Source organism: Moorella glycerini (genome assembly GCF_009735625.1).
GTDB lineage: Bacteria > Bacillota > DSM-521 > Neomoorellales > Neomoorellaceae > Neomoorella > Neomoorella glycerini.
In genome coordinates this window covers 979,402-1,003,542 of record NZ_CP046244.1, presented here as the reverse complement: position 1 = coordinate 1,003,542, position 24,141 = coordinate 979,402, and the positions used below count along the sequence as shown (strand labels likewise).

The window sequence follows — 24,141 nt, the reverse complement described above, 5'->3', positions numbered from 1 at the left end:
TTCAACGAGGGATGGAATAGTTTTTGCGAATAAAAGAGGTCGTATCACTTAGAGTGAGGGTTAGAATATGATCATGGACGGACTATTAAATGAATTAAATAAGAAACTGGTCAAGATCAGGGCCGGTGGCGGTGAAGAACGTGTAGCTCGACAACACCAGCAGGGCAAAAAGACGGCCCGGGAACGAATTGAAGCCCTGCTGGACCCGGGGAGCTTTAACGAAATTGATGCCTTTGTCACCCACCGCTGCACCAATTTTGATATGGCGCAAACCGAGGCTCCAGGAGAAGGAGTCGTGACAGGCTATGGGACTATTGACGGCCGGCTGGTAGCCATTTATGCCCAGGACTTTACAGTCCTGGGCGGCTCTTTGGGAGAAATGCATGCTAAAAAAATATGTAAAGTTTTGGACCTGGCGATGAAAGTGGGGATCCCGGTAATCGGCATCAACGATTCCGGCGGGGCGCGCATCCAGGAAGGCGTCGACGCCCTGAGCGGTTACGGTCAGATCTTCTATCACAACACCATCGCCTCGGGGGTCATCCCCCAGATCGCCGTCATCATGGGCCCCTGCGCTGGTGGCGCCGTCTATTCCCCGGCCCTAATGGACTTCATTTTCATGGTCAAGGACACCAGCGAGATGTTCATTACCGGGCCCCAGGTCATCAAGGCCGTCACCGGCGAAGATGTCAGCGCCCAGCAATTGGGCGGCGCCCTGACCCACAACCAGACCAGCGGTGTGGCCCACTTCCCCGCTGAAAACGAAGATCAATGCTTACAGCTCGTTCGTACCCTGCTAAGCTATTTACCTAGCAATAATATGGATGACCCACCATTCCAGGAAACAAGTGATGATCCGGCCCGGGAAGAGGAGGAATTACGCCACATTTTACCTGATAACTCTAATAAGGCCTTTAATATGCTGGATGTTATTAATTTGACCGTGGACCGGGGGAGCCTTTTCGAAGTCCAGCCCCTCTATGCCCCTAATATTATCACCGCCTTTGCCAGACTTAACGGCCGGGTAATCGGGATTATCGCCAATCAGCCGGCGGTCATGGCAGGATGCCTGGATATTAATTCCTCCGACAAAGCGGCGCGGTTCATCAGATTTTGCGATGCCTTCAATATCCCCATCGTCAACTACGTCGATGTACCCGGCTTTTTACCAGGCACCAAGCAAGAGTACGGTGGTATCATCCGCCACGGGGCGAAGATGTTATATGCCTATTCCGAAGCTACAGTCCCCAAGATTACCTTAATCGTCCGCAAGGCTTACGGCGGGGCTTATCTAGCCATGTGCAGTCGCGACTTGGGTGCCGACCAGGTCTTTGCCTGGCCGGGAGCAGAGATTGCCGTTATGGGACCGGAGGGGGCGGCCAATATAATCTTTCGTAAAGAAATAGAAACAGCTATCGATACCCAGCAGGTGCGGCAGGAAAAAATAGCCGAATACCGGCGCCTCTTTGCCAACCCCTATGTCGCCGCCGAGCGCGGGTATATCGATGTCATCATCGACCCCCGCCAGACCCGGCGTTACCTGGTTCAGGCCCTGGAACTCCTACTTACCAAACGGGAGAGCAGGCCCGCCAAAAAGCATGGGAATATTCCCCTGTGAGGTGAAGAAAATGCCCTATTCAGGATTACTGGCCCTGGGTCTGCTGGCAGTCGTTGGGATCATCCTGGGGCTGTGGAGCCAGCACCGGCAAGGTGGGGAAAGAGAGCTGGCCGGGAAGGAAACAGCCAAGGAGGAGGCAGCTGCTGCCGGGGAAGAAGCAGTTCCAACAGGGATTGCTCCCGAGCTTGTAGCCGCTATTGCAGCCGCCATTGCCGCCGACAGCGCTACCCCCCATCGGATAACAATCCGCCGAACCCTTCCCCAGGCCAATTACTGGGTACTGAGCGGTCGCCAGGAGCTGCTAGGAGCCGTACCACCTAACTTCAAATGGAGGTCGGGAAGATGAAAACCTATATTATTCATGTTAACGGCCAGCGCTATGAAGTAACTGTAGAAGAAAAAAGCAGTGGGACCGGTATCCCCGGTGTTATAGCAGTACTAGCACCTGCTCTATCATCGCCACCGGCATCCCCGGTAGCTCCAACTCCGGTAACACCCCCACCGGCGCAAGGGCCGGCAGGCGCCAATACCATTACCGCGCCCATGCCCGGGAAGGTGGTAGCTGTTAAAGTTAAGATGGGGACTCCGGTAAAGCAGGGGGATGTTCTCATAGTTCTGGAAGCCATGAAGATGGAAAATGAGATTGTAGCCCCGGGTGCCGGTACAGTGAAGGAAATTTATGTCAGCGAGGGTGCCAGTGTTAACGTTGGCGAACCATTGGTTGCTATAATTTAGGCTACTTAAAGCTTTAACCATAAATGGTTTAGCTTAAAATTTTAACAAAGGGGTTTCATTATGCAAGATCTACTCATTGGTATAACTAGCTTAACCCCGCAGGACGTCATCATGTTTGCCATCGGCGGTCTCCTGATTTACCTGGCCATTGCTAAAGATTATGAGCCCCTGCTCCTTCTCCCCATCGGCTTCGGCGCCATCCTGGCCAATATCCCCTTCTCTTCGGCCGTGGGCGAAGAAGGTTTTTTAACCGTCTTGCTCCATGCCGGGATTTTAAATGAACTCTTCCCGGTGCTGATCTTTGTCGCCGTGGGCGCCATGTGTGACTTCGTACCCCTCTTGCGCAACCCCCTGATGATGGTCTTCGGCGCTGCCGCCCAGTTCGGCATCTTCGCCACCATCGTCGCCGCCGCGGCCCTGGGGTTCAACATCAAGGAAGCCGCCTCCATCGGCATCATCGGCGCTGCCGATGGCCCCACCACTATCTACGTGGCCACCAAGTTCGCCCAGCACCTCCTGGGCCCCTTATCTGTAGCCGCCTACTCCTACATGTCCCTGGTACCCATTATCCAGCCGCCGGTCATCAAAGCCCTGACTACCAAAAAAGAGCGCATGATCCGCATGCCCTACCGGGAAGGGAAACCGGTATCGCGGCTGGTACGTATCCTCTTCCCCATCGTCGTGACCGTCGTCGCCGGCATTATCGCCCCCATCAGCGTCGCCCTCATCGGCTCCCTGATGTTCGGCAACCTCTTGCGGGAGTGCGGTGTGGTGGATAAGCTCTCCAGGGCGGCCCAGGAAGAACTGGGCAACCTTGTCACCCTGCTTCTGGGCATCACCATCGGTTCCACCATGGAAGCCAGCGCCTTCTTAAACTGGCAGACCTTGATGGTTATGTCCATGGGGCTGGTGGCTTTTGTCTTTGACACCGCCGGCGGCGTCCTCTTCTGCAAGCTTTTGAACCTCTTCCTGAAGGAAAAGCTCAACCCGGTTATCGGTGCGGCTGGCATCTCCGCCTTCCCCATGTCGGCGCGGGTGGTAGCCAAGATGGCCTTAAAAGAAGATCCTAACAACTTCCTCATCATGCATGCCATTGGGGCTAATGTCTCCGGCCAGATCGGGTCCATTATTGCCGGCGGCCTGGTCCTGGCGCTGGTGCATTAAGGAGGCCAGTAGAGATGGATCATGCTGTATCCCAGGCTTTACAATTGATGGCCATCGCCCTACCGACCATGTTTGGGATAATCCTCCTTTTTATTGGCGTAATTAACCTGTTAACCAGCCTCTTTCCCGGGCGAGATGATGAGCCCTAAAATCATTTTCTCAGTCCGCTTACAGGGTGACAATATCACAGTCCGGTGACACAGGCGGGTGGTTTTTCTTGACGCCCCGCAAAGGGTCTGGTAAAATTATAATGTTGTTCTGGCTAATCCCGGTGAAGGGGCTATTTTTTTGCCCGCAAACAGGTTGAGGAGGGGAGACGGATGGCTGGAAAATATGAGGTGGTCATCGTTGGCGCCGGCCCGGCGGGGATCTTCACCGCCCTGGAGCTGGTGCGGCAGAGAAGCGGGCTCAAAGTGCTGATCCTGGAAAAGGGCCACGGCTTAAAACGGCGGGTGTGCCCGTCCAAGGAGACGCGTTCCAGCTGCCTGCACTGCAACCCCTGCTCGGTAGTATCCGGCTGGGGAGGAGCCGGGGCCTTCAGTGACGGCAAGTTAACCCTGTCGCCGGAAGTGGGCGGCTGGCTGAGTGAATATATACCGGAGCGGGATGTCACGGCCTTAATCGATTATGTCGATGGCGTTTACCGCCATTTCGGGGCGCCGGAAAAGGTCTACGGCAGTCTCGAGGATGAGCGGATTATGGATATCCAGCGCCAGGCCATCCTGGCAGATTTAAAGTTGATCCCGGCTCCCATCCGCCACCTGGGTACCGGGCGTACCCAGGAGATCCTCCAGGCCATGAAGGATTACCTGGAGGAGCACGGCGTAGAGGTGCGCACGGATACGCCGGTGGAGGAAATCCTGGTGGACGATAACCGGGTTAGCGGGGTGGTTACCCGGCAGGGGGAAGAGATCGGCGCCCGTTATGTGGTCCTGGCCCCGGGCCGGGAAGGCGCCGACTGGCTGCGCCGGGTGGCTGCCGGCTTGAACCTGAAGCTGGCCGTCAACCCCGTGGACATCGGCGTGCGGGTGGAAGTGCCGGCGGCCGTCATGGAGCACCTGACCAGTGTCATTTACGAATCCAAATTTATCTTCTACTCGCGGAAATTTGACGACCGGGTGCGGACCTTCTGCATGAACCCCTATGGGGAAGTAGTGCTGGAAAATAACGAGGGTCTGGTGACGGTGAATGGCCATTCCTATGCTGACAAAAAGACTAACAATACCAACTTTGCGCTGCTGGTCAGCAAGACCTTTACCGAGCCTTTCAAGGAACCCATTGCCTACGGCCGTTATGTAGCCCGGCTGGCCAATCTCCTGGGGGGCGGTGTCCTGGTCCAGCGCCTGGGAGATCTCCTGTCGGGGCGGCGGACCACAGCTGACCGCCTGGAAAAGGGCCTGGTGACACCGACCCTGACCGAGGCGACGCCAGGGGACCTGTCCCTGGTATTTCCCTATCGCCACCTGACGGCCATTGTAGAGATGCTGGCGGCCATGGATAAGATCGCGCCGGGGGTTTACTCCCGGCATACCCTGCTTTACGGCGTGGAGGTTAAATTTTACTCTTCCCGGTTAAGTTTAAGCCGGGAACTGGAAACAAATATCCGCGGCTTGTACGCTGCCGGTGACGGCGCCGGCGTTACCCGCGGCCTGGCCCAGGCTTCGGCGGCCGGCGTTATTGCCGCGCGGGCTATTATGACCGGCGCTTAACCGGGAGTGGCCGTGGCTTGCGCCCGGCTCCCGCACCCGGGCGAGGATTGGGAAAACAAATAACATTGAAAGGCGGTGCTTGCATGGCAGCGGTAGTCCTGGTGGGAGCCCAGTGGGGCGACGAGGGCAAGGGCAAAATTACCGATTACCTGGCGGAAAAGGCTGAAGTGGTGGTTCGCTATCAGGGAGGGAGCAACGCCGGCCATACGGTCATGGTCGGGGAACAGGAGTTCAAACTGCACCTGGTACCTTCCGGTATCCTCTACCCCGGCAAGCTCTGCCTGATCGGCAATGGTGTAGTGGTCGACCCGGCCGTCCTGGTGCAAGAACTGGACGGCCTGGCGGAACGGGGTATAGATACCTCAAGTTTGCGGATCAGCGACCGGGCCCACCTCATTTTACCTTACCATAAGGGCCTGGATGCTGCCGAGGAAGAGCGCCGGGGCGAAGCCCAGATTGGCACCACCAAACGGGGTATTGGCCCGGCCTATGTGGATAAAACGGCCCGGACGGGCATCCGGGTAGGGGATCTCCTGGACGGGGAGGAATTCCGCGGGAAGCTGGCCCGTAACCTGGCGGCAGTCAACGAGGTGCTGGCTAAAATTTACGACCGGCCGGGCTACGAACTGGAGGCCATCCTGGACGAATATGCCGGCTATGCCAGGCGCCTGCGGCCCCTCATTGCCGATACCGTCCGCCTGGTTAACGAGGCTTTAAAGGACGGTCGCAGGGTCCTCTTTGAAGGTGCCCAGGGGACCCTCCTGGACCTGGACCAGGGGACTTATCCCTTTGTTACTTCTTCCTACCCGACGGCCGGGGGGGCCTGCATTGGTGCCGGTGTCGGCCCGACGAAGATCACTAAGGTCCTGGGGGTGGCCAAGGCCTATACCACCCGGGTGGGAGCTGGTCCCTTCCCGGCCGAAGTAACGGGGAGTATTGGCGATACTTTAAGGGAGCAGGGAAGGGAGTATGGCACCACCACCGGGCGGCCGCGCCGCTGCGGCTGGCTGGATACGGTCATCTTGCGCCATGCCGCCGGGGTCAACGGCCTGACAGGCATCGCCCTGACCAAGCTGGACGTCCTGACGGGAATTGACCCCTTGCGCATTTGTATCGGCTACCGTTACGGCGGCGAGATAATCCGTGATTTCCCCGCCAGCCTGAAGGTCCTGCAGCAGTGTGAGCCTGTTTACGAAGAAGTCCCCGGCTGGCAGGAAGACATCACTAAGGCCAGGACCCTGGCAGATTTGCCGGCCGCCTGCCACAGCTACATCCGGCGGCTGGAAGAACTGGCCGGCGTGCCCGTTCATCTCATTGCCGTCGGCCCGCGCCGGGACCAGACCATTGTGGTGGAAGATGTTTTCTAGCCTTGCCTGCAACGACGTGCCGAGCTGCTCTATTTGCACCCGAAACAGGGATGGGTGGAGTTGTTCTATAAACTGGCCTGCCAGGCCAGTTTTTTTGTGGTAAAATACTTATTGAATTGCCGCAAAAAAGTGCTATAATAGAACCACCAGGTGGTCAGGCCAGACAAAATTACCAGACCATTGCGATCCTTTTTGGGGGGGATTACCTTGGCAGGGGGAGATTTTTTAAAGGAATTGCAGGCCGTTCTGGGACCGGAACGGCTGCTGACCGGAACGGAAGACCGCTGGTGCTACGCCTTTGACGCCGCAGCGGCCCAGCCCAAGCACCTGCCCCTGGCCGTGGCCTTGCCACGGTCGACGGAAGAAGTCGCCGGCATCATGAAGCTGGCTACGGCCTACCGCGTACCGGTCTATCCCCGGGGGTCCGGTACCAATCTGAGTGGTGGCGTCATTCCCCGGGAAGATGGCCTGGTAATCTCCTTTGTGGAAATGAATAACATCCTGGAACTGGATATTGAAAACCTGACAGCCACCGTCCAGCCGGGAGTGGTGATCCAGGAACTCAATGATGCTGTGGCACCCTACGGGTTAATTTATCCACCAGATCCCGGCAGCGTGGCAACGGCCACCATGGGGGGTAGCGTAGCGGAATCCTCCGGGGGGTTACGGGGCCTGAAGTACGGTGTTACTAAAGACTACGTCATGGGCCTGGAGGTTGTCCTGGCCGACGGCACTGTCTTTCACTGCGGCGGTAAGACGGTGAAAAACGTCAGCGGTTATGACCTGGTCAAGCTCTTCTGCGGCAGCGAGGGAACCCTGGGGATAATGACCGCCATTACCGTGCGGTTGACCCCCGCCCCGGAGGCGCGGCGGAGCATGCTGGCCGTTTTTGACCGGCTGGAAGGGGCCGCCAGGACCATCACCGGGATTATTGCCAATAAAGTAATTCCAGCTACTATGGAGATCATGGACAATGTCACCATTCGCACCGTGGAAGCCTACTGCCATGCCGGCCTGCCGGTAGAGGCGGCGGCGGTGCTCTTGCTGGAGGTGGACGGCATCCCGGCGGTGGTGGAAAAAGAGGCAGCTATCGTGGAGCGCGTCTGCCGGGAAAACGGCGGCCAGGTACGGGTGGCCCGGGACGATGCCGAGCGGGAAAACCTGTGGACGGCCCGCCGGGCGGCCCTGCCGGCCTGTGCCCGGCTGCGGCCGACCACCGTTCTGGAAGACGCCACCGTACCCCGCAGTAAAATACCGGAGATGCTCCTGGCCCTGGAGAGAATTGCCCGGAAGTATAATGTGTCTATTGCTACTTACGGCCACGCCGGTGACGGCAACCTGCACCCGACCATTACCTGTGATGAGCGCGACCAGGAAGAAATGGAGCGGGTACACCGGGCGGTAGATGAGATTTTCCATACGGCCATTGCCCTGGGCGGAACTTTAAGCGGCGAGCACGGCATTGGCCTCGCCAAACAGAAATATATGGAACTGGAATTTGGCGCCAGTGGCGTTGCCGTCATGCAGCGGCTCAAGCAGGCCCTGGACCCCCTGGGGATCTTAAACCCGGGGAAGCTGGTAGGCCCCCTGCCGGTAAAGGAGTGATTTGCCGTGAATCCTTTCGATGACCTGGCCCTGGTAGAAGAGGAAATGGCTAAATGCATGAAATGCGGCAACTGCCAGGCGGTTTGCCCTTTATATAAAGAAACCCTGCGGGAGGCGGCGGTAGCCCGGGGCAAGGTCCAGCTGGCCTACGCCTACCTCAAGGGAGAGCTACCGGCCACCCACTCCCTGGCCGGGAAGTTGCTTTTTTGTCTTACCTGCATGGCCTGCGTGGCCAATTGCCCCAGCGGCGTCCGGGTCGATATGGTAGTCCTGGCCGCCCGGGCGGCCATGGTGCGGGAAAAGGGCCTGCCCTGGGTAAAAAAAGTAATCTTCCAGGGCTTGAAGCGCCCCTGGCTCTTTGACACGGCCCTCAAAACCGGCCGCCGTTTCCAGTCCCTGGCCCTGCGTTACCGGCCTGAAATCCAGCGCTGTAACCCCCGCTTCCCCATCGGGCTGGAACTGCGGCGGGTGTTACCGCCCCTGGCCAGGAAGACCCTGAGGGAAGAGTTCCCGGAAGTGATGCAGCCGGTTAAAGCCAGGGCCCGGGCGGCCTTTTTTACCGGTTGCCTGGAGAATTATATCTACACCGATACCGGCCGGGCGGTGGTCAACGTCCTGCTGGCCAACGATGTGGAGGTCATAATTCCCCGGGACCAGCATTGCTGCGGTATCCCGACCCTGGTACACGGCGACGTCCCGACGGCCCGGGAAATGGCAGCCTCCAACCTGCAGATTTTCCAGCGCTATAACTTTGACTACCTGGTGGTGGCCTGCGCCACCTGCGGCGAGGCCTGGAAGCATTTTTACCCGCAACTCCTTGAGCACAGCCCCCAGGGGGCGGCGGCCCGGGTCATGGCCGCCAGGGCCCGGGATATCAACGAACTGCTGGTGCAGCTTGATTACCGCCGGCCTGCCGCCGGCCTGCCCCTCAAGGTAACCTACCATGACCCCTGTCACCTGGTGCGCGGCCAGGGCATCAGCAAAGAACCGCGGCAGATTTTGCGCTCCATCCCCGGCCTGGAGTTCCGGGAAATGAAAAATGCCGACCGCTGCTGCGGCAACGCCGGTTCCTTCAGCCTGACCAATTACGATATGTCCATGCAGGTCCAGGCCCACAAGGTGGCGGCCATCAAGGCCACCGGGGTAGATACGGTGGTTACCAGTTGCCCGGCCTGCCGCATGCAGCTGGAAGACGGCCTGGCCCAGGCGGGGCTTTCACCACGGGTCCTTCACGTCGTCCAGGTACTGGAGCAGGCCTACGAAAAAACGGGGGTCGGAAGCAGGATGTCAGAGGTTGGATAAACCAGAAACCACCTATGATGAGGACTATCCTTGAACAATAGCTTGTACCAAAATACCATCTATCATCCCGTCCTTATAGTTGGGACTTTCCGGCGATAAGTTAAAAGGAACTGGCTTCCAGCCAGTTCTGACGGAAATTCCGACTTCTGACTTCTTGCATCTGACTTCTATTTCGGGAGGGTTTCTATTTGCGCCACGCGGAATTAATCGCCTCCTTCACCAGCCAGGCCGAAGCGATGGGGGCCCGGGTAATCCCGGTAGCTGGACCGGGAGAGGTTGCTTCCAAACTGGTAGAAATTTTACGCCCCCTGGGATTGAAGGTGGCCCTGGTAGATTCTCCCCTGGTGCAGACAGCAGGGGTGGAAAAGGCCCTGGGCCAGGCGGGGTTCAGTATTGAGAAGGACGGCGCCTGTTTTGCCCGCCAGGCCGATACCGGCATTGTGGAATTTGATTATGGCATTGCCGAGACGGGCACCCTGGCTATGGACGCTACCGATCTTAAAACCCGCCTGGCGGCCATGCTGCCGCTCAACTGCGTGGCCCTGCTGCCGGTGGAGCGGGTCCGGGCCAATTTAACCGAGGTAATCGACGCCTACCTGGGGCGGGGTTCCTGGCCGGGATATTTCACCCTGGTCACGGGGCCCAGCCGCACGGCCGACATAGAACGCAGCCTGACCATCGGCGTGCACGGCCCGGAACGGCTGCTGATTATCCTGATAGGCGATAACGGGGGTGGGCATCATGGCCGGTAAAGAATTCAAACAGCGTATTCGCCGGGCTTTGGACAATGCCAGCCTGCGCGGGGCACTAGAGCGCTTTGCCGATGCTTACATCGTTTCCCGGGAGCAGGTCTATGCCGGCCGGGACTTTGAATCCTTAAGGCAGAGGATTGCCGCTATCAAGGCTGATGCCGCCAGCCGTTACGAGGAACTGGCTGAGCAGTTCACCCGGGCGGTGGAGGCCCGTGGCGGCAAGGTATTCCGTGCTAAGGACGCAGCGGCCGCCAGGGAATACATCTACCAGGTAGCTAGAGAACATGGCGTTACCGATATTGTCAAGTCCAAGTCCTTTGCTTCGGAAGAGATCCACCTCAACGCGTACCTACAGGAGCGGGGCATCACCCCCCATGAGACTGACCTGGCGGAGTGGATCCTGCAGCTCATGCCCGGGGAAAGGCCCTCCCACATGGTCATGCCGGCCATCCACCTGCCCAAGGAAGAGGTGGCCCGGGTCTTCAGCCGTTACCTGAATGAGCCGGTGGAACCGGATATTAAAAATATGGTCCGCATCGCCCGGCGAGAATTAAGGAAAAAATTCCTGACCGCCGGTATGGGCATCAGCGGCGCCAACATTGCCGTGGCCGAGACGGGGACCATCGTCATCTGCACCAATGAAGGTAACGCCCGCCTGGCCACCACCGTTCCCCCGGTGCACGTGGCCATTGTCGGCTACGAGAAGCTGGTGCCCGGCATTAAAGACATCGTCCCCATCCTGGAGGCCCTGCCCCGTAGCGGGACAGCCCAGCCCATTACCAGCTATGTGACCATGATTACCGGCCCGGTCCCGGCCTGGAAGGGTGAGGGCGAAGGGATTAAGGAGTTACACGTCGTTCTTCTGGACAATGGCCGCACCCGCATGGCCGCCGACCCGGTCTTCAAGGAAGCCCTGCAGTGCATCCGCTGCGCCTCCTGCACCAATGTCTGCCCTGTCTTCCAGCTGGTCAGCGGCCAGGTCTACGGTTATATTTACAGCGGTGGCATCGGCAGTATCCTCACAGCCTTCTTCAATTCACTGGAAGACGCCGCCGATCCCCAGAGCCTGTGCATCGGCTGCCGGCGCTGCGCTGAGGTCTGCCCGGCGCAGATCAACATCCCCGAGCTGGTATTGAAGCTGCGGGAGCGGGTCGTCAGGAAGCAGGGCCTTTCCCGCGGCTACCGCCTTGCCCTCCACGGGGTGGTGGCCAGGCCGAAGCTTATGCACACCCTGCTGCGGGCCGCTGCCCGTCTCCAGGGGCCGGTGACCCACGGCCGACCCCTCATCCGGCACCTGCCCCTCTTTTTCAGCAGCCTTACGGAAGGGCGCAGCCTGCCGGCCATTGCCGGGAGGCCCCTGCGGGACCGGGCGAAGGACCTGGAGCGTCCCTTGAGCAAGCCCCGTCTCCGGGCCGCCTTCTACAGCGGCTGCGTCATTGACTTTGCCTACCCGGAGATCGGCGAGGCCGTTTATAAAGTCCTGGGGCGGGAAGGGGTGCAGGTAGTCTTCCCTCAGGAACAGGCCTGCTGCGGCGCGCCGGCAACTTACGCCGGCGACCGGGAGACGGCGGTTAAACTGGCTAAACAGAATATAGCTGCCCTGGAAGGCGCCCGGGCCGAGGTGGTGGTCACCGCCTGCCCCACCTGCGCCGTGGCCCTGAAGAAGGACTTCCCCGAACTCCTGGCCGGAGACCCGGCCTGGGAGGGGCGGGCACAGGCCCTGGCGGCGAAGGTCAAGGACTTCACCGAACTGGTCCATGAATTGACCGGCGGGCGACAAGGACCTTTCGGGCCACCAGGCGGAAATGGGGAAAAGAAGCAGGGGGCCGGGGAAGGGCTGGAAACCGGCAGGCAGGGTTCCCTTGACCGGCAATGCACGACTTCCGGCCGCCGGGCGGAGCCGCCGGGGGAATTGACACAAGCCGGCAACCAGGCGGTCAAAGTCACCTACCACGATTCCTGCCACTTCAAGCGGCATCTGGGCCTGGACCAGGTGGCGCGCCGGGTTTTGCAGGGCCAGACGGGGTTAGAACTGGTGGAAATGAAAGAAAGCGACCGCTGCTGCGGTTTCGGCGGTTCCTACAGTATCAAGTACCCGGAAATCAGCAGGCCCATCCTGGAGCGCAAGCTGAAAAATATTGTGGCGAGCGGCGCGGAAGTGGTGGCCGTAGACTGCCCCGGCTGTGTCCTCCAGCTCCGCGGCGGCCTGGACCAGCTGGGTAGCGCTATGCAGGTAAAGCACACGGCAGAGATACTTGCGGACTGTGAAGACGAATAAGGCTACAGATATGGCTCCAGTCACATTAACGCTGAACAGATGAGATCCAGTTTTCGGCTGCGCCCGGTACAGGTTATTTCGATACAGGTATGGAGTAAACAGGCATGGGGTGGAACCTGCGCCTGAGGGTAACCTCTCCTTTCAGGGTTTAATGCCGGTCTTAGATAAATTGCTTTTTAGAGGTGAGGACAGAGGTGGAACTGAGGCCCATCCGGCCCAAAAAAATATATGAAGAAATCGTCCAGCAGATCAAGGACCTCATCGGCGAGGGCAACCTGAAACCGGGGGATCGCCTGCCTTCGGAGCGGGAACTGTCCGAACGGCTGGCCGTCAGCCGCGCCTCCGTGCGGGAAGCCCTGAGCGCCCTGGCGGCCATGGGGGTTATTGACATCCGGCCGGGGGAGGGCACCTTTGTCCAGAACATCCGGCAGGGGGCCATTGTAGAGCCCTTAGCAATGGCCCTGCTCCTGGACCGCCAGGCGGCCATAGAACTCCTGGAGGCCCGCCAGGCCTTAGAAGGCGAGGCCGCGCATCTCGCGGCCCGCCGCGCCGGGCCGGAGGATTTAGAAAAAATGGCCGAGATTTTAAAGGAAATGGAACGTGACCTGCGGAAGGGCACCCTGGGCGAAGAAGCCGACCTGCGCTTTCACCTGGCCATAGCCGAAGCGGCGCGTAACTCCGTCCTGGCCCGGCTCATGCACACCGTTTCCGACACCATGCGCCAGGCCTTGAGGGCCAGCCGCCAGCGCCTCTACACTACCCCGGGCAACCCGCAGTTACTCTTTGAGCAGCACCGGCGCATTTATGAAGCCATCCGGGACCACAACCCCCGCGCCGCCCGGCGGGCCGTCTGCGAGCACCTGCGCTTTGTCGAGCGGGAATTGCAAAAGGAATAATAGAAGAAAACCTCTCCGAGGCTTTTTCTAGATGCGGCGATATACTTCCCTTCGGTGACGAATGTAATAAACTGTAAGCTTCTGATTTTGAGTATTAACTTCGTATACGATCCTGTAATCACCCACCGGGATGCGATACAATCGTTCGGTACCTGATAATTTTATCGCTTTTCGGGGAAATGGTTCCAGTTGCAGACCTTCGATAACTTCCATTACACGACCTATTATAGCTTTTGGTAACCGGCGCAGGTCTTTTTCAGCGGAAGTTTTAAAGTTCAGGCTATACAATTCCATCTTCCTTTAAGCGGCGCTTTACTTCCGCAAAATCCCTTGTTTTTTCTTCACGCCGTTCAGCGACGATTGCCAGATCATGCAGATCTTCCATCAGTTGCCGGTATCTTTTAATTGAAAGTACTATCCCCCGTTTTCTACCCCGTCTATCCACTAGGAACTGTTTATTTACCAGTCCCATTAAAAATAACCTCCTCAGCCGGTTATATCTTCGGCATTATATAATGTCCAGGGATCAATAGTCAGGCAGTTTGTTTCATCCCTTTTTCCGGTTAAATCCCAGGCCGCTGTATTATCCAGGATGGTCAAGGTGTTCTTGAATACCTCTTTATCCCTCAGGGGTTCAAAAACCCCGTATAACAGATTTTTCATATCGTAGCGGGTCACTTTGCCGTCAACGAACTGGCAGATAATGGCGTAATCCCTTTCTTTATCAGCATATACCTGGATTAATGCCGGGGGGATCATTTTTATCACGCTCCTATCTGAGGGGATCGATTTTAAACAGCTCTTTTTTATGATAAGCATTATGCCAGTTATCCATTAATTCGCATGGTATTCCCCGTATTCTACGTGGAAATGAGGTGGTAAATGTTCGTCATAAAACATTGAAATCTTGATGCCATAGAACCAGCTAATTTGTACCATAGAAAACACCTTCCCGCATTGCCTGCAAACCCCGGCCGGTACATTCTTGAAAATTATTACAGTCTCATCATTCCCTAAAAACTGCTTATGCCTGTACTCTTATTATACCATGCTATACGTATCAAAAAAGCCCCTTCCCGGGGCTTTATTCTTTCCTGGCGGAGCCGGCGGGAATTGAACCCGCGATCTCCGGCGTGACAGGCCGGCATGTTAGACCGCTACCCTAGGGCTCCTGGATTTGGTGACCCGTGGGGGAATCGAACCCCCGTTACGAGCGTGAAAGGCTCGTGTCTTAACCTCTTGACCAACGGGCCATATGTCTGGTGAGCCATGGTGGACTCGAACCACCGACACCCTGATTAAAAGTCAGGTGCTCTACCGCCTGAGCTAATGGCCCACAGGTCAGTATATTACACCCTTATAACGCCCCTGTCAAGGGGATTAAATCCCACATGCCATCTTTGGCTAAGTAAATATGTAAACCCGTAATTTTATTTTGGGAAACGCAGAATACATATTTGAAAAACCAAAATTCCAGATAAAAAATTTGTGGTGCCAGAAGGAATTTGCTTTTTAACGGCGAATATATTTAGTGAAACAAAACTTCAAGATACCTGTTTTCGGAAAGGGGGTTGAGGCATGCGGGCTGAAGACCGGCGGCAGGAGATAATCCGGCATTTAAACGAGCAGGGCATAGTTAAAGTTACTGAGCTCAGCAATATCTTTCAGGTCACCGAAGAAACCATCCGCCGCGATCTGGAACGCCTGGAGAACGAGGGCTATTTAAAACGCACCCACGGCGGCGCCGTAAAAATAGCCGTCAACCAGGAAGAAACGGCCTTCCACATCCGCAATATGCGCAACCGCTACGAAAAGCAGCTCATCGGTAGGAAGGCAGCGGAACTGGTCCAGCCCGGCGATGTGATCGCTGTTGACGCCAGCACCACGGCTCTGCAGATGGTTCATTACCTCAAAGATAAAAAGGACCTGGTGGTAATTACCCATGCCTTGAAGGTTGTGATGGCCCTGGTTGGCAACCCGGATATAACGGTCATCTGCACCGGCGGCACCCTGCATCCCCGTACCCTTTCCTTCGTAGGCCCCCTGGTGGAGAACGCCCTGGCCAGCTATAACATTAAAAAAGCCTTTATCTCCTGTAAAGGGGTAACCCTGGAAGAAGGCATCACAGAATCGACCGAGGTTCAAGCCAGGGTGAAGGCAGAGATGGTGCGCGGGGCCAAAGAAATAATCCTTCTTGCCGACCATGATAAATTTGGTACCGCCGCCCTGGCCACGGTAGCACCGGTGACGGCTGTGCATACCCTTATAACCGACAGCGGCACCCCGGAGGGGGAAATTGAAAAATTTCGCCGCAGTGGTGTCAGGGTGATTGTTGCAGGAGGCGCGATAACAGATGTGCCAGAGAAGGTAAGTGCCAGCAGCTGAAGAACCTGGAGGTAGAAAGCCCGGCGTTTATATAGCTGGCAACTATCACACCAGAAAGTCTTTCCTGATTTACTGGCGGCTATTAGGAGGGTTGCTATTCGCAATTATAGCATTTTATGGATGGCCGCAAATTGTTTTCTTATTTACAAGTCGAAAATATGGAAAAAGCATGTGGAGAATTAGCAAAAGACCCGTCTTATATCCGCTGGTAGGAATACATGAAGCCCTTGAAGGCGAAATTGGATGAAAACGGAAATATTTCACGGGAAATTAAAGAGGTTTTTTATTTAGATTAAAAATTTAACAAGAAATTGTTAACCAGTTTTGGGGCTAAATATAGAATATGACCAGGTATAGGAGGAGTGATTTAAAAACACTAAAAATGGATTATATAACCATAACCTGGATAGCCCCCCACACCTCATTCATTCCCTTATGGAGGTATACGAATTATGGAAAGGGTAGCCTTCAGGCTTAAACTAAGGCCGGGAAAAAAGGAAGAATACAAAAAGATGCATGACGAGATATGGCCGGAAATGCTGGCAGTGCTGGCGGAAGCCAAGATCAGCAATTACACCATCTGGTGCTCGGGCGACGATTTATTCGGCTACTACGAAGTCCCGGACAGGAACCATTCCAATAGAGTCCTGGCCAGCAGTCCCGTAATTGCCAGGTGGAATGAGGTAATGGCCAATATCTATTATCCCGATATCGACCCGGAAACAGGCACAGTCAGGGAAATGGAACTGATGTTTAAATATAACCTCACAGAATAAAGTTTTGGGAGGGATAAGGTCATGTTATGGGAAAAACAGTACCAGCTCCTGGCCCAGGTTTTAGCAGATAAAGGAATTGATATCGAAAGGGTTAAAGACAAGCTAAAAAAGCAGGTCATTGAACTTCCTTCCTGGGCGGTGGGTAATTCGGGCACGCGCTATGGCACCTTCCGGGAGGAAGGTGCCGCTATAACCGTCTGGGATAGAATAGACGACTGTGCCGAGATCCAGCGGGTGGTTGGCATTTGCCCCGTAATGGCGACCCATGTCCTCTGGGATGTGACGGAGGACGGGAAGTACGAGCCCGTACGTGAATATGCCGCTGAGAAAGGCCTCAGAATAGGTACGGTTCACCCCAACACCTTTATGGGGCAGCAGTTTAAATTCGGGAGCATATGTAACCCCTTTGCCGATGTCCGCCGCAGCACCATTGAGCACTTCAAGGATTGCGTAAGAATAGCCAGGGAATTGGGGTCAAAAACATTGGGTGTGTGGCTGGCTGACGGCACCAACTACCCCGGACAGGATAAATTAAGAGAGCGCAAACACAGGTTATTCGCGGGACTGAAGGAACTCTACGACGCCATGGATGCCGATATGACCCTGCTGCTCGAATACAAACCTTTTGAACCCGCCTTTTACACCACCGATGTGATGGATTGGGGTATGTCCTATCTCATGTGTACGAAAATGGGAGACAGGGCCAAAGTTCTGGTTGATCTGGGACACCACCTGTTAGGGGTAAATGTGGAACAGATTATCGCTGTCTTACTTGATGAAGGGAAGATGGGCGGCTTCCATTTCAACAACCACAAGTATGCGGACGATGACCTGATGGTCGGCTCCATCGATCCCTATGGCCTGTTCCTGATTTTTGATCAAATTATTGAAGCTGAAGAAGATAACGTGGACGTGGATATTGTCTACATGCTGGACCAATCCCACAATATCGAGCCGAGCATTGAAGGAATAATCCAGTCGGTAATGAACGTCCAGAAGGCCTACGCCAGGGCTCTCTTAGTCGACCGCAGGAAACTGCAGGAGGCGCGGCAAAATGGCGATGTAATCCTGGCCAACAGGACCCTGATGGAAGCCTTTGAGATTGATGTCAATCCCCTGCTGAACCAGGTGCGGGTGGAAATGGGAATTGAGCCGGACCCCCTGCTGAATTATCGCCGCAGCGGCTATGCGGAAAAAATCGCGCGGGAGAGAAAGAATAAAGGCGCCAATACGCTTGGGGGTTAAAAAATGAAACCGAAGGAAAGAGTGATCAAGACCCTGCAAAGGGAGGAACCGGACAGGATACCCACCTTTGAGTGGATTATAAGTCCCAGTGTAATAGAAAAGATGACCGGACAGCGCGACGAGGTAAAATTTATCGAGCTGATGGATATTGACGGGATGGCCGTGGCGCCGAATATGAAAAAAGAGGTAATCGACAGCCGGCATTACCGGGACGAATGGGGCATCGTGAGGGCTTCCTATGATGAATATCCCATGCCGGTAGATTACCCCATTAAGGATGAGGAAGATCTGAAGAAGCTTAGAGTCCCCGACCCGGATGCCGATTACCGGTTCGACGACATCAAGCGGGTCATGGAAGCCATCGGCGATACGCGGGCCGTAATTATAAGGCTCCGGGATGTGTTTTCCCAGCCGCGGGATTTGATGGGTTTTGAAGGCTTCCTGATGGGGTTTTACACGCAGCCGGATGTCGTGGAGCGGCTGATGGAAATCAGCGTGGATTACAGCACTCGCCTGGCCCGCAATATAAAAGAACTGGGGGGGGAAATAATTGTTGTCGGCGACGATATTGCCGACAATAAGGACCTGCTGATCAGCCCGGAAATGTACCGGAAAATGGTCTTACCCCACTTCAAAAGGCTGATCCAGAACTTTAAAGCCCTGGGTTTCTATGTAATCAAGCATACCGACGGCAATATTATGAAAGTCATCGAAGATTTGATAGATACGGGCATCGACTGCCTGGACCCCATTGACCCCCTGGGGGGGATGGACCTGGAATATATGAAGAAAACCTACGGTGATCGTATCTGCTTGAAAGGAAACGTGGATTGCGTCAGCACCCTGGTTGACAAGAAGCCGGAAGATGTGATTGAAGAGGTTAAAGATTGCATCCGGAAAGCGGGAGCAGGAGGCGGTTATATAATCTCCTCCAGCAATTCCATCCACGCCGGTATAAACCCGGTAAACTATAAAACCTTCCTCGATGCTATCAAAGAATACGGTACCTACCCGCTTGATTGGGAAAGGTTGGGTGATAAACCATGAGGGAAACCAGGAGGTTCCTGGCCTTTGACCTGGGCGCGGAGAGCGGCAGGGCGGTGGTGGGAAGTATCAAAGAGGACCGGCTTGCCTTAACCGAAATCTACCGCTTCCCCACAGGGGGAACAAAAATAAATAATCATTTATACTGGGATGTACTCGGTTTTTACTCCCAGCTGCTTGCCGGTTTAAAGAAATATGTATCTGAATACGGTAGCGACCTCGACGGTATAGGAGTAGATGCCTGGGGTGTAGATTTCGGTTTACTCGATAAAAGGGGGAATCTCCTGGGCAACCCCTACCATTATCGCGATGCCAAAAATGAAGGAACAATGGCTATTATCGATAAAAAGCTGGGCCTGCGGGAGCTGTATAACCTGACAGGAATCCAGCTGCTACAAATCAATACGGTAAACCAGCTGGTGGCGATGGTGCGGGATGAAGATCCCTTATTGCCGGCAGCAGAGAACATACTCTTTATCGGCGACTTATTCCACTATTTTTTCACGGGCGTAAAAGCCGTCGAACATACGGTGGCTTCTATTTCCCAGCTATATAACACTGTCACCGATGATTGGGAGAAGAAGGTCTTCGCAGCCCTGGGAATCCCGTCGAAGATAACGACCAGACTGATAAGGGCAGGGGACGTTATCGGGCCGTTAAAAGGGGAACTGGCCGAAGAGGTTGGCTTGAATGAGGTCCCGGTGATTGCTCCGGCCGTTCATGATACCGCCAGCGCCGCGGTGGCGGTTCCGGCAGTAGAAGATGAAGGATGGGCTTTTTTAAACTCAGGAACGTGGTCTATCGTAGGGCTGGAACTGGATAGCCCGGTAATAAACGACAGGAGTTATGAAATGAACATCTCCAACTCCGGCGGGGCCTTTAATAGAATTCTCTACCTGAAAAACGTGATGGGCCTGTGGATAATCCAGTGTTGCAAACGCATCTGGAACAAAAAGCACCCGTCCTTGAGTTACCAGGAAATCGCCAGCCTGGCGCAGGGAGCCGCACCTTTTGTTGCCTTTATCGATCCCGACGATCCAGCCTTCCTCAACCCGGTTGATGCCACCGCAGCGGTTGCCGCATATTGTTGCAGGACGGGGCAGGCGGAAGTTGATAAAGATGATATAGGTACGATAAGCAGGATCGTCTTTGAGAGCCTGGCTCTAAAATACAGGTATGTTCTGGAGAGGCTAATGGAGGCGACCGGTAGTAAGGTGAAGGTATTGCATATTACTGGCGGGGGCAGCAATAACGAATTGCTCAACGAGTTCACCGCCAGTGCCCTGGGTATTAAAGTGACCGCCGGTCCCGTCGAGGCTACGGCCATAGGGAATATCATGCTGCAAGCGACCGGAGCAGGGCTGTACAGGTCTTTGCCAGAAATAAGAAGGATTATTAGAAATTCATTTGAGATCAAGGAATACCTCCCGGAAGAGCGAGAGGTATGGGAGAAAGCATATGAAAGGTTTGTAAGGATTATCGAGGAAAAGGGTTAATTTGCAGGCAGTAGATCATGGCAGCGGGCAGATTATTTCCGGCTTGCCGGGCTAAAGGAGGTAGGTTGATGCCGGAAAAAGTACCTGTCATAAGAACCTTGGATATTTCAAAATCCTTTAGTGGGATTAATGTCTTAAACAAAATCAGCTTTGAAGTGTATCCCGGTGAGGTGCACGCCTTAATCGGCGAAAACGGTGCCGGTAAATCCACCCTGGTAAAGATTATTTGCGGCGTTTATCAGCCTTCGGCCGGCGAGATATACGTGGATGAAAAAAAGGTTAGCGTTTCCTCACCTATTGTTGCCCGAGATCTGGGGATCGCTCTTATCCACCAGGAGCCTCTTTCCTTCCCTGATCTCGACATCGCCGAAAATATTTTTATCGGCCACACCCGGGTTAAAAACAAGCAGAGCATTTTCGTTGATTGGCATGGAAAATATCAGGAAGCCAGGCAATTACTTGATTCCCTTGGCGTTAAACTGGATGTCAAGGCCAAGTTGCGTGGCCTGTCGGTTGCCGACCAGCAAATGGTGGAGATTGCCAGCGCATTATCACAAAATGCCCGTGTTATCTTTATGGACGAACCGACTGCCGCCCTTACCCCCGACGAAGTAGGCAAGCTTTTAGATATTATCAGGTTACTGAAACATCAGGGTAAGGCAATAATCTACATCAGCCACAGGCTGGATGAAATCAAGGAAATATCCGATCGCGTCACTATACTACGCGATGGCGAAAAAATAGGAACGTATAAAACCAAAGATATCAACAGAGATCAAATGATCGAAAAAATGATCGGACGGACGATAAAGGAGCTGATCCCTAAAGAACCAGCTAAAATAGCGGCGCAACCTTATCTTGTTGTTAAAAATATTGCCATCGAAGGGGTCTTTAAAGATATATCCTTTGAATTGCGAGAAGGTGAAATCCTGGGGATTGCCGGGCTCGTAGGTGCAGGCAGAACCGAGGTTGCACGGGCCCTGTTCGGCATTACTCCCATTGAGAAGGGTGAAATATTTATTAGGGGGAAAAAGGTAACGATAAAATCGCCGCTAGATGCCATTAAGTATAAAATGGCCCTGGTCCCCGAAGACAGGCAAGGTTTGGGGCTCCTGCTACCTTGGTCGATCAGCAATAACATTTCCTTTTCCTCGCCTAACCGTATTACCAGTATGTTGGGCTGGTTGAAATTCAAAGAAGAACAATTAATTGCTGACAACTATATCCATAACCTCAGGATAATAACTAGAAATAGTAGACAACCCGTTCAGGAACTCTCCGGTGGTAACCAGCAAAAGGTAAGCCTGGCCAAGTGGCTGCTGACCGAACCCAAAATCTTGATCCTGGACGAACCTACCAGGGGAATCGATGTCGGGGCCAAAACAGAGATATATAAAATAATTAACCGGCTGGCAGCGGAAGGCAAGTGCATAATAATGATTTCTTCGGAGCTTCCGGAGATACTGACTTTAAGCGACCGCGTACTGGTGATGTATGAAGGTACGATGACGGCTCTCCTTGAGAGGGAAGAAATATCGGAGCAGAAGGTTATGGCTGCTGCTTCGGGACAAAAGTTGTGATATAGCAGTATTGGAGGTCTAAAGGTGGGCAAGGCGATGCTTAAAACCCCAGATCCCCTTTCTACTACTGCGGGGACTAGTTATGACGCCAGCAAAATTACCAGGCTGTTCCTTCTCAGGGAACTTGGCGTTATTGTAATCATATTATTGATTTATGCCACGGTTTCCGCCATACAGCCGCGCTTTTTTAGTATCGAGTCTTTAGTTAACATATTGTTGTTTTTCCCTTTTCTTCTGGTGGTCGCCCTGGGTGAAATGATGGTGATTATCAGCAGGAATCTGGACCTTTCGGTGGGTTCGATTGTGGGTTTTGCAGCGATTGCCGTGGGGCAAATTTACGTTAATTATCCGGGGTTCCCCATTCCGCTGGCGTTTATAGCGGGGACATTGATCGGGGCGGTTCTTGGCGCTATTAACGGTGTCATAGTGACCAAATTCAACCTGCCGTCAGTTATTGTAACCCTCGGTACCATGAACATCTACAGGGGCTTATTATTTATCCTTTGCAAAGGCCAGCAGATCGATAACAGGTTTATACCCCAGGCGCTGGTGGCCTTATCACAAACCAAGCATTCAGTTTTTTATATCCCCTGGATAGTCATCTTCGCCTTTATTATAGCCCTACTGGTTTCAGTTTTTTTGAGACGTACACATATTGGTCGGGAGATTTACGCGATCGGCAGTAATCCTAATGCCGCCGGACTACGAGGTATCAATGTTAAGCTAATAGTTTTTCTTATCTTTGTGATTTCAGGGGGGCTCTCTGGCTTTGCCGGTATTATTTACATGTCGCGGTTCGGATACGTCAACCCCACCATGACAGGCATGGGGCTTGAATTCACCGCTATCGCGGCTACTGTAATCGGCGGCACCAGCATGGCAGGGGGTAACGGCAATACCACCGGAACCGTGCTTGGTTGCATCCTGTTGGGGGTTATCCATAATGCCCTCCCCACCCTGGGAATATCGGGGTTCTGGCAGGAAGCAACATATGGCCTAATAATTATTGTGGCCATAATCATTGACAGGCTTATCCAGGTCCGGCTATACCAGGCCATGAAAAGGAAGGTGAGCTTATGAGCCCTGCAACAGCAAAGATGGTAAATGGCGAGGCGGCTGCAGAAAAATCCAGGAGGTGGCAAAAACTTATCAGGCCGGAACTTAATACCATCCTGTTCCTGATCCTCAGCTTTGTTATTAGTTCATTTTTGACGCCCTACTTTACCGACATAGAGTTTCTACTTAATTCTACTAGTTTATATGTAGAATTTGGCCTCATCGCCCTGGTGTTGACTCTGGTCATGATCGCCGGTGAAATAGACCTTTCGGTGGCGGCGTCAATGACTTTTGTCGCCTGTGTAACCGCCCAATTGTTTCACCATGGCGTGAGGATGGAATGGGCCCTAGTTATCGGTATCGTTTTTGGCGCCATTCTCGGGGCCATTAACGGATTGCTGGTAACAAAAACAGGTCTTACCTCCCTTATTGTTACTATTGGTACCATGGCATTGTACCGGGGCCTAGCCCAGGTGCTCATTGGTGACAATTCCTTGGGAAATTTCCCTGACTGGTTTGTAGGAATTGATAAGCGCTACATCTTTGATGTAATTCCCGTCCCGTTTCTGCTTTTTATAGTCATGGCAGTTGTCATGGAAGCCATTCTACGATTGACGTTTTTCGGCCGGCAGATATATGCCATTGGCACCAATAGCGAGGCCGCCAAATATTCGGCTGTAAATACCAATAAGGTAAAGATGATACTTTTTACCCTGGTTGGCCTGGTAGCCGGAATCGCCGGGATCCTCTCTATGTCCAGGCTGGAGATCGCCAGGTATAATATAGGACTTGGCGGAGAGCTGGACATAATTACCATAGTGCTGTTAGGCGGCACATCCATTAATGGCGGTAGCGGGAGTATTACCGGAACTTTTATGTCTTTTTTCATTCTGATGATTCTGAGGACAGGCATGTTGCTGGCCAATGTCAAGAGGTTCGATCAACTGGCCATCATAGGTGCAGTGCTTATTTTTGCCATGATAGTTTCCAACCTGTTAAATAGCTTTACTGCCAGTAAAGGTTAAAGGGGTGATTGACTATGTAGCAGGTGAAATTTATATGAAAGCAATCCCCACTACATCCAGTTGCATCATGTGATTCCGGAGTGAGAGGAGCTTGTATCTATTAAGTCA

24 protein-coding genes, 3 tRNA genes and 1 pseudogene are annotated in these 24,141 nt (G+C 54.2%); 20 read left to right on the top strand and 8 right to left on the bottom strand.

Annotated elements, in window-relative coordinates; genetic code table 11:
• The first annotated feature begins 67 nt into the window (after positions 1 to 67).
• From MGLY_RS04815 to MGLY_RS04760, 12 genes are all read left to right on the top strand, one after another.
• Positions 68 to 1,618, top strand: coding sequence for an acyl-CoA carboxylase subunit beta (locus tag MGLY_RS04815; protein WP_156272224.1), 1,551 nt, complete (start codon positions 68 to 70; stop codon positions 1,616 to 1,618).
• A 10-nt stretch (positions 1,619 to 1,628) separates the two neighbouring features.
• The gene (locus MGLY_RS04810; protein WP_170290921.1) at positions 1,629 to 1,964 is read left to right on the top strand and encodes an OadG family transporter subunit; all 336 of its coding nucleotides are present in this window, start codon (positions 1,629 to 1,631) and stop codon (positions 1,962 to 1,964) included.
• The gene (locus tag MGLY_RS04805; protein WP_156272220.1) at positions 1,961 to 2,353 is read left to right on the top strand and encodes a biotin/lipoyl-containing protein; all 393 of its coding nucleotides are present in this window, start codon (positions 1,961 to 1,963) and stop codon (positions 2,351 to 2,353) included. The genes MGLY_RS04810 and MGLY_RS04805 overlap by 4 nt, the downstream gene beginning before the upstream one ends.
• A gap of 60 nt (positions 2,354 to 2,413) precedes the next feature.
• Complete coding sequence (locus MGLY_RS04800; RefSeq protein ID WP_156272218.1) at positions 2,414 to 3,517, top strand: sodium ion-translocating decarboxylase subunit beta; 1,104 nt, start codon at positions 2,414 to 2,416, stop codon at positions 3,515 to 3,517.
• Positions 3,518 to 3,531: 14 nt separating this feature from the next.
• On the top strand, positions 3,532 to 3,666 hold the full coding sequence (locus MGLY_RS18430) for a hypothetical protein (protein ID WP_277997892.1): 135 nt from the start codon (positions 3,532 to 3,534) through the stop codon (positions 3,664 to 3,666).
• A 171-nt stretch (positions 3,667 to 3,837) separates the two neighbouring features.
• On the top strand, positions 3,838 to 5,226 hold the full coding sequence (locus MGLY_RS04795; protein ID WP_156272216.1) for an NAD(P)/FAD-dependent oxidoreductase: 1,389 nt from the start codon (positions 3,838 to 3,840) through the stop codon (positions 5,224 to 5,226).
• 83 nt (positions 5,227 to 5,309) lie between these two features.
• Complete coding sequence (locus MGLY_RS04790; RefSeq protein ID WP_156272214.1) at positions 5,310 to 6,593, top strand: adenylosuccinate synthase; 1,284 nt, start codon at positions 5,310 to 5,312, stop codon at positions 6,591 to 6,593.
• A gap of 207 nt (positions 6,594 to 6,800) precedes the next feature.
• A complete protein-coding gene (locus MGLY_RS04785; RefSeq protein ID WP_156272212.1) occupies positions 6,801 to 8,198 on the top strand; it encodes an FAD-binding oxidoreductase in 1,398 nt (465 codons plus the stop codon).
• Between the two features lie 6 nt (positions 8,199 to 8,204).
• Positions 8,205 to 9,500 carry a (Fe-S)-binding protein gene (locus tag MGLY_RS04780; protein WP_156272210.1) on the top strand — a complete coding sequence of 432 codons (1,296 nt, stop codon included), beginning with the start codon at positions 8,205 to 8,207 and terminating at the stop codon, positions 9,498 to 9,500.
• Positions 9,501 to 9,688: 188 nt separating this feature from the next.
• Positions 9,689 to 10,252 carry a LutC/YkgG family protein gene (locus MGLY_RS04775; RefSeq protein ID WP_156272208.1) on the top strand — a complete coding sequence of 188 codons (564 nt, stop codon included), beginning with the start codon at positions 9,689 to 9,691 and terminating at the stop codon, positions 10,250 to 10,252.
• Positions 10,242 to 12,530 (top strand): L-lactate dehydrogenase (quinone) large subunit LdhH, encoded by a 2,289-nt coding sequence (ldhH, locus tag MGLY_RS04770; RefSeq protein WP_246187417.1) that lies wholly within the window; start codon positions 10,242 to 10,244, stop codon positions 12,528 to 12,530. The genes MGLY_RS04775 and ldhH overlap by 11 nt, the downstream gene beginning before the upstream one ends.
• 194 nt (positions 12,531 to 12,724) lie before the next feature.
• Positions 12,725 to 13,426: a FadR/GntR family transcriptional regulator gene (locus MGLY_RS04760; protein WP_156272206.1), complete on the top strand. Its 702-nt coding sequence runs from the start codon at positions 12,725 to 12,727 to the stop codon at positions 13,424 to 13,426.
• 27 nt (positions 13,427 to 13,453) lie between these two features.
• Here the strand turns inward: MGLY_RS04760 and MGLY_RS18755 are convergent, their stop codons facing one another.
• The 8 genes and pseudogenes from MGLY_RS18755 to MGLY_RS04725 all read right to left on the bottom strand — a co-directional run bounded on the left by MGLY_RS18755 (position 13,454) and on the right by MGLY_RS04725 (position 14,762).
• Positions 13,454 to 13,720: a type II toxin-antitoxin system RelE family toxin gene (locus MGLY_RS18755; protein ID WP_156272204.1), complete on the bottom strand. Its 267-nt coding sequence runs from the start codon at positions 13,718 to 13,720 to the stop codon at positions 13,454 to 13,456.
• Positions 13,707 to 13,898 carry a hypothetical protein gene (locus MGLY_RS04750; protein ID WP_156272202.1) on the bottom strand — a complete coding sequence of 64 codons (192 nt, stop codon included), beginning with the start codon at positions 13,896 to 13,898 and terminating at the stop codon, positions 13,707 to 13,709. Before MGLY_RS04750 ends, MGLY_RS18755 begins: the two co-directional genes overlap by 14 nt.
• Positions 13,899 to 13,912: 14 nt before the next feature.
• Complete coding sequence (locus tag MGLY_RS04745) at positions 13,913 to 14,185, bottom strand: DUF2442 domain-containing protein (RefSeq protein WP_156272200.1); 273 nt, start codon at positions 14,183 to 14,185, stop codon at positions 13,913 to 13,915.
• Between the two features lie 75 nt (positions 14,186 to 14,260).
• Positions 14,261 to 14,326, bottom strand: coding sequence for a DUF4160 domain-containing protein (locus MGLY_RS18750; protein ID WP_246187472.1), 66 nt, complete (start codon positions 14,324 to 14,326; stop codon positions 14,261 to 14,263).
• Positions 14,327 to 14,371: 45 nt separating this feature from the next.
• Positions 14,372 to 14,428: pseudogene (locus tag MGLY_RS18745) on the bottom strand (YgiT-type zinc finger protein); the annotation flags it as partial.
• Positions 14,429 to 14,521: 93 nt separating this feature from the next.
• Positions 14,522 to 14,598: transfer RNA gene (locus tag MGLY_RS04735), tRNA-Asp, on the bottom strand.
• A gap of 6 nt (positions 14,599 to 14,604) precedes the next feature.
• Positions 14,605 to 14,679, bottom strand: a tRNA-Glu gene (locus MGLY_RS04730).
• 7 nt (positions 14,680 to 14,686) lie between these two features.
• Positions 14,687 to 14,762: transfer RNA gene (locus MGLY_RS04725), tRNA-Lys, on the bottom strand.
• A 242-nt stretch (positions 14,763 to 15,004) separates the two neighbouring features.
• On the opposite strand from MGLY_RS04725, the gene MGLY_RS04720 reads away from it, so the two are divergent.
• The 8 genes from MGLY_RS04720 to MGLY_RS04685 all read left to right on the top strand — a co-directional run bounded on the left by MGLY_RS04720 (position 15,005) and on the right by MGLY_RS04685 (position 24,033).
• Entirely contained in the window at positions 15,005 to 15,811 is an 807-nt protein-coding gene (locus MGLY_RS04720; protein WP_156272198.1) for a DeoR/GlpR family DNA-binding transcription regulator, read from the top strand.
• 452 nt (positions 15,812 to 16,263) lie between these two features.
• A complete protein-coding gene (locus MGLY_RS04715; RefSeq protein WP_156272196.1) occupies positions 16,264 to 16,587 on the top strand; it encodes an L-rhamnose mutarotase in 324 nt (107 codons plus the stop codon).
• Positions 16,588 to 16,608: 21 nt separating this feature from the next.
• Complete coding sequence (gene rhaI, locus MGLY_RS04710; RefSeq protein WP_156272194.1) at positions 16,609 to 17,832, top strand: L-rhamnose isomerase; 1,224 nt, start codon at positions 16,609 to 16,611, stop codon at positions 17,830 to 17,832.
• A 3-nt stretch (positions 17,833 to 17,835) separates the two neighbouring features.
• Entirely contained in the window at positions 17,836 to 18,879 is a 1,044-nt protein-coding gene (locus tag MGLY_RS04705) for a uroporphyrinogen decarboxylase family protein (RefSeq protein WP_156272192.1), read from the top strand.
• The gene (locus tag MGLY_RS04700) at positions 18,876 to 20,372 is read left to right on the top strand and encodes a rhamnulokinase (RefSeq protein WP_156272190.1); all 1,497 of its coding nucleotides are present in this window, start codon (positions 18,876 to 18,878) and stop codon (positions 20,370 to 20,372) included. Before MGLY_RS04705 ends, MGLY_RS04700 begins: the two co-directional genes overlap by 4 nt.
• 68 nt (positions 20,373 to 20,440) lie before the next feature.
• Entirely contained in the window at positions 20,441 to 21,952 is a 1,512-nt protein-coding gene (locus MGLY_RS04695; RefSeq protein ID WP_156272188.1) for a sugar ABC transporter ATP-binding protein, read from the top strand.
• A gap of 24 nt (positions 21,953 to 21,976) precedes the next feature.
• Positions 21,977 to 23,032, top strand: coding sequence for an ABC transporter permease (locus MGLY_RS04690; protein ID WP_211662079.1), 1,056 nt, complete (start codon positions 21,977 to 21,979; stop codon positions 23,030 to 23,032).
• The gene (locus tag MGLY_RS04685; protein WP_156272186.1) at positions 23,029 to 24,033 is read left to right on the top strand and encodes an ABC transporter permease; all 1,005 of its coding nucleotides are present in this window, start codon (positions 23,029 to 23,031) and stop codon (positions 24,031 to 24,033) included. The genes MGLY_RS04690 and MGLY_RS04685 overlap by 4 nt, the downstream gene beginning before the upstream one ends.
• Positions 24,034 to 24,141 lie beyond the last annotated feature (108 nt).

What these genes read in the sequence shown, in the direction of transcription:
- MGLY_RS04815 (WP_156272224.1), top strand. Translation starts at nt 68, where the DNA reads ATGATCATGGACGGACTATTAAATGAATTAAATAAGAAACTGGTCAAG.
- MGLY_RS04810 (WP_170290921.1), top strand. Translation starts at nt 1,629, where the DNA reads ATGCCCTATTCAGGATTACTGGCCCTGGGTCTGCTGGCAGTCGTTGGG.
- MGLY_RS04805 (WP_156272220.1), top strand. Translation starts at nt 1,961, where the DNA reads ATGAAAACCTATATTATTCATGTTAACGGCCAGCGCTATGAAGTAACT.
- MGLY_RS04800 (WP_156272218.1), top strand. Translation starts at nt 2,414, where the DNA reads ATGCAAGATCTACTCATTGGTATAACTAGCTTAACCCCGCAGGACGTC.
- MGLY_RS18430 (WP_277997892.1), top strand. Translation starts at nt 3,532, where the DNA reads ATGGATCATGCTGTATCCCAGGCTTTACAATTGATGGCCATCGCCCTA.
- MGLY_RS04795 (WP_156272216.1), top strand. Translation starts at nt 3,838, where the DNA reads ATGGCTGGAAAATATGAGGTGGTCATCGTTGGCGCCGGCCCGGCGGGG.
- MGLY_RS04790 (WP_156272214.1), top strand. Translation starts at nt 5,310, where the DNA reads ATGGCAGCGGTAGTCCTGGTGGGAGCCCAGTGGGGCGACGAGGGCAAG.
- ldhH (WP_246187417.1), top strand. Translation starts at nt 10,242, where the DNA reads ATGGCCGGTAAAGAATTCAAACAGCGTATTCGCCGGGCTTTGGACAAT.
- MGLY_RS18755 (WP_156272204.1), bottom strand. Translation starts at nt 13,720, where the DNA reads ATGGAATTGTATAGCCTGAACTTTAAAACTTCCGCTGAAAAAGACCTG.
- MGLY_RS04750 (WP_156272202.1), bottom strand. Translation starts at nt 13,898, where the DNA reads ATGGGACTGGTAAATAAACAGTTCCTAGTGGATAGACGGGGTAGAAAA.
- MGLY_RS04745 (WP_156272200.1), bottom strand. Translation starts at nt 14,185, where the DNA reads ATGATCCCCCCGGCATTAATCCAGGTATATGCTGATAAAGAAAGGGAT.
- MGLY_RS04720 (WP_156272198.1), top strand. Translation starts at nt 15,005, where the DNA reads ATGCGGGCTGAAGACCGGCGGCAGGAGATAATCCGGCATTTAAACGAG.
- MGLY_RS04715 (WP_156272196.1), top strand. Translation starts at nt 16,264, where the DNA reads ATGGAAAGGGTAGCCTTCAGGCTTAAACTAAGGCCGGGAAAAAAGGAA.
- rhaI (WP_156272194.1), top strand. Translation starts at nt 16,609, where the DNA reads ATGTTATGGGAAAAACAGTACCAGCTCCTGGCCCAGGTTTTAGCAGAT.
- MGLY_RS04705 (WP_156272192.1), top strand. Translation starts at nt 17,836, where the DNA reads ATGAAACCGAAGGAAAGAGTGATCAAGACCCTGCAAAGGGAGGAACCG.
- MGLY_RS04700 (WP_156272190.1), top strand. Translation starts at nt 18,876, where the DNA reads ATGAGGGAAACCAGGAGGTTCCTGGCCTTTGACCTGGGCGCGGAGAGC.
- MGLY_RS04695 (WP_156272188.1), top strand. Translation starts at nt 20,441, where the DNA reads ATGCCGGAAAAAGTACCTGTCATAAGAACCTTGGATATTTCAAAATCC.
- MGLY_RS04685 (WP_156272186.1), top strand. Translation starts at nt 23,029, where the DNA reads ATGAGCCCTGCAACAGCAAAGATGGTAAATGGCGAGGCGGCTGCAGAA.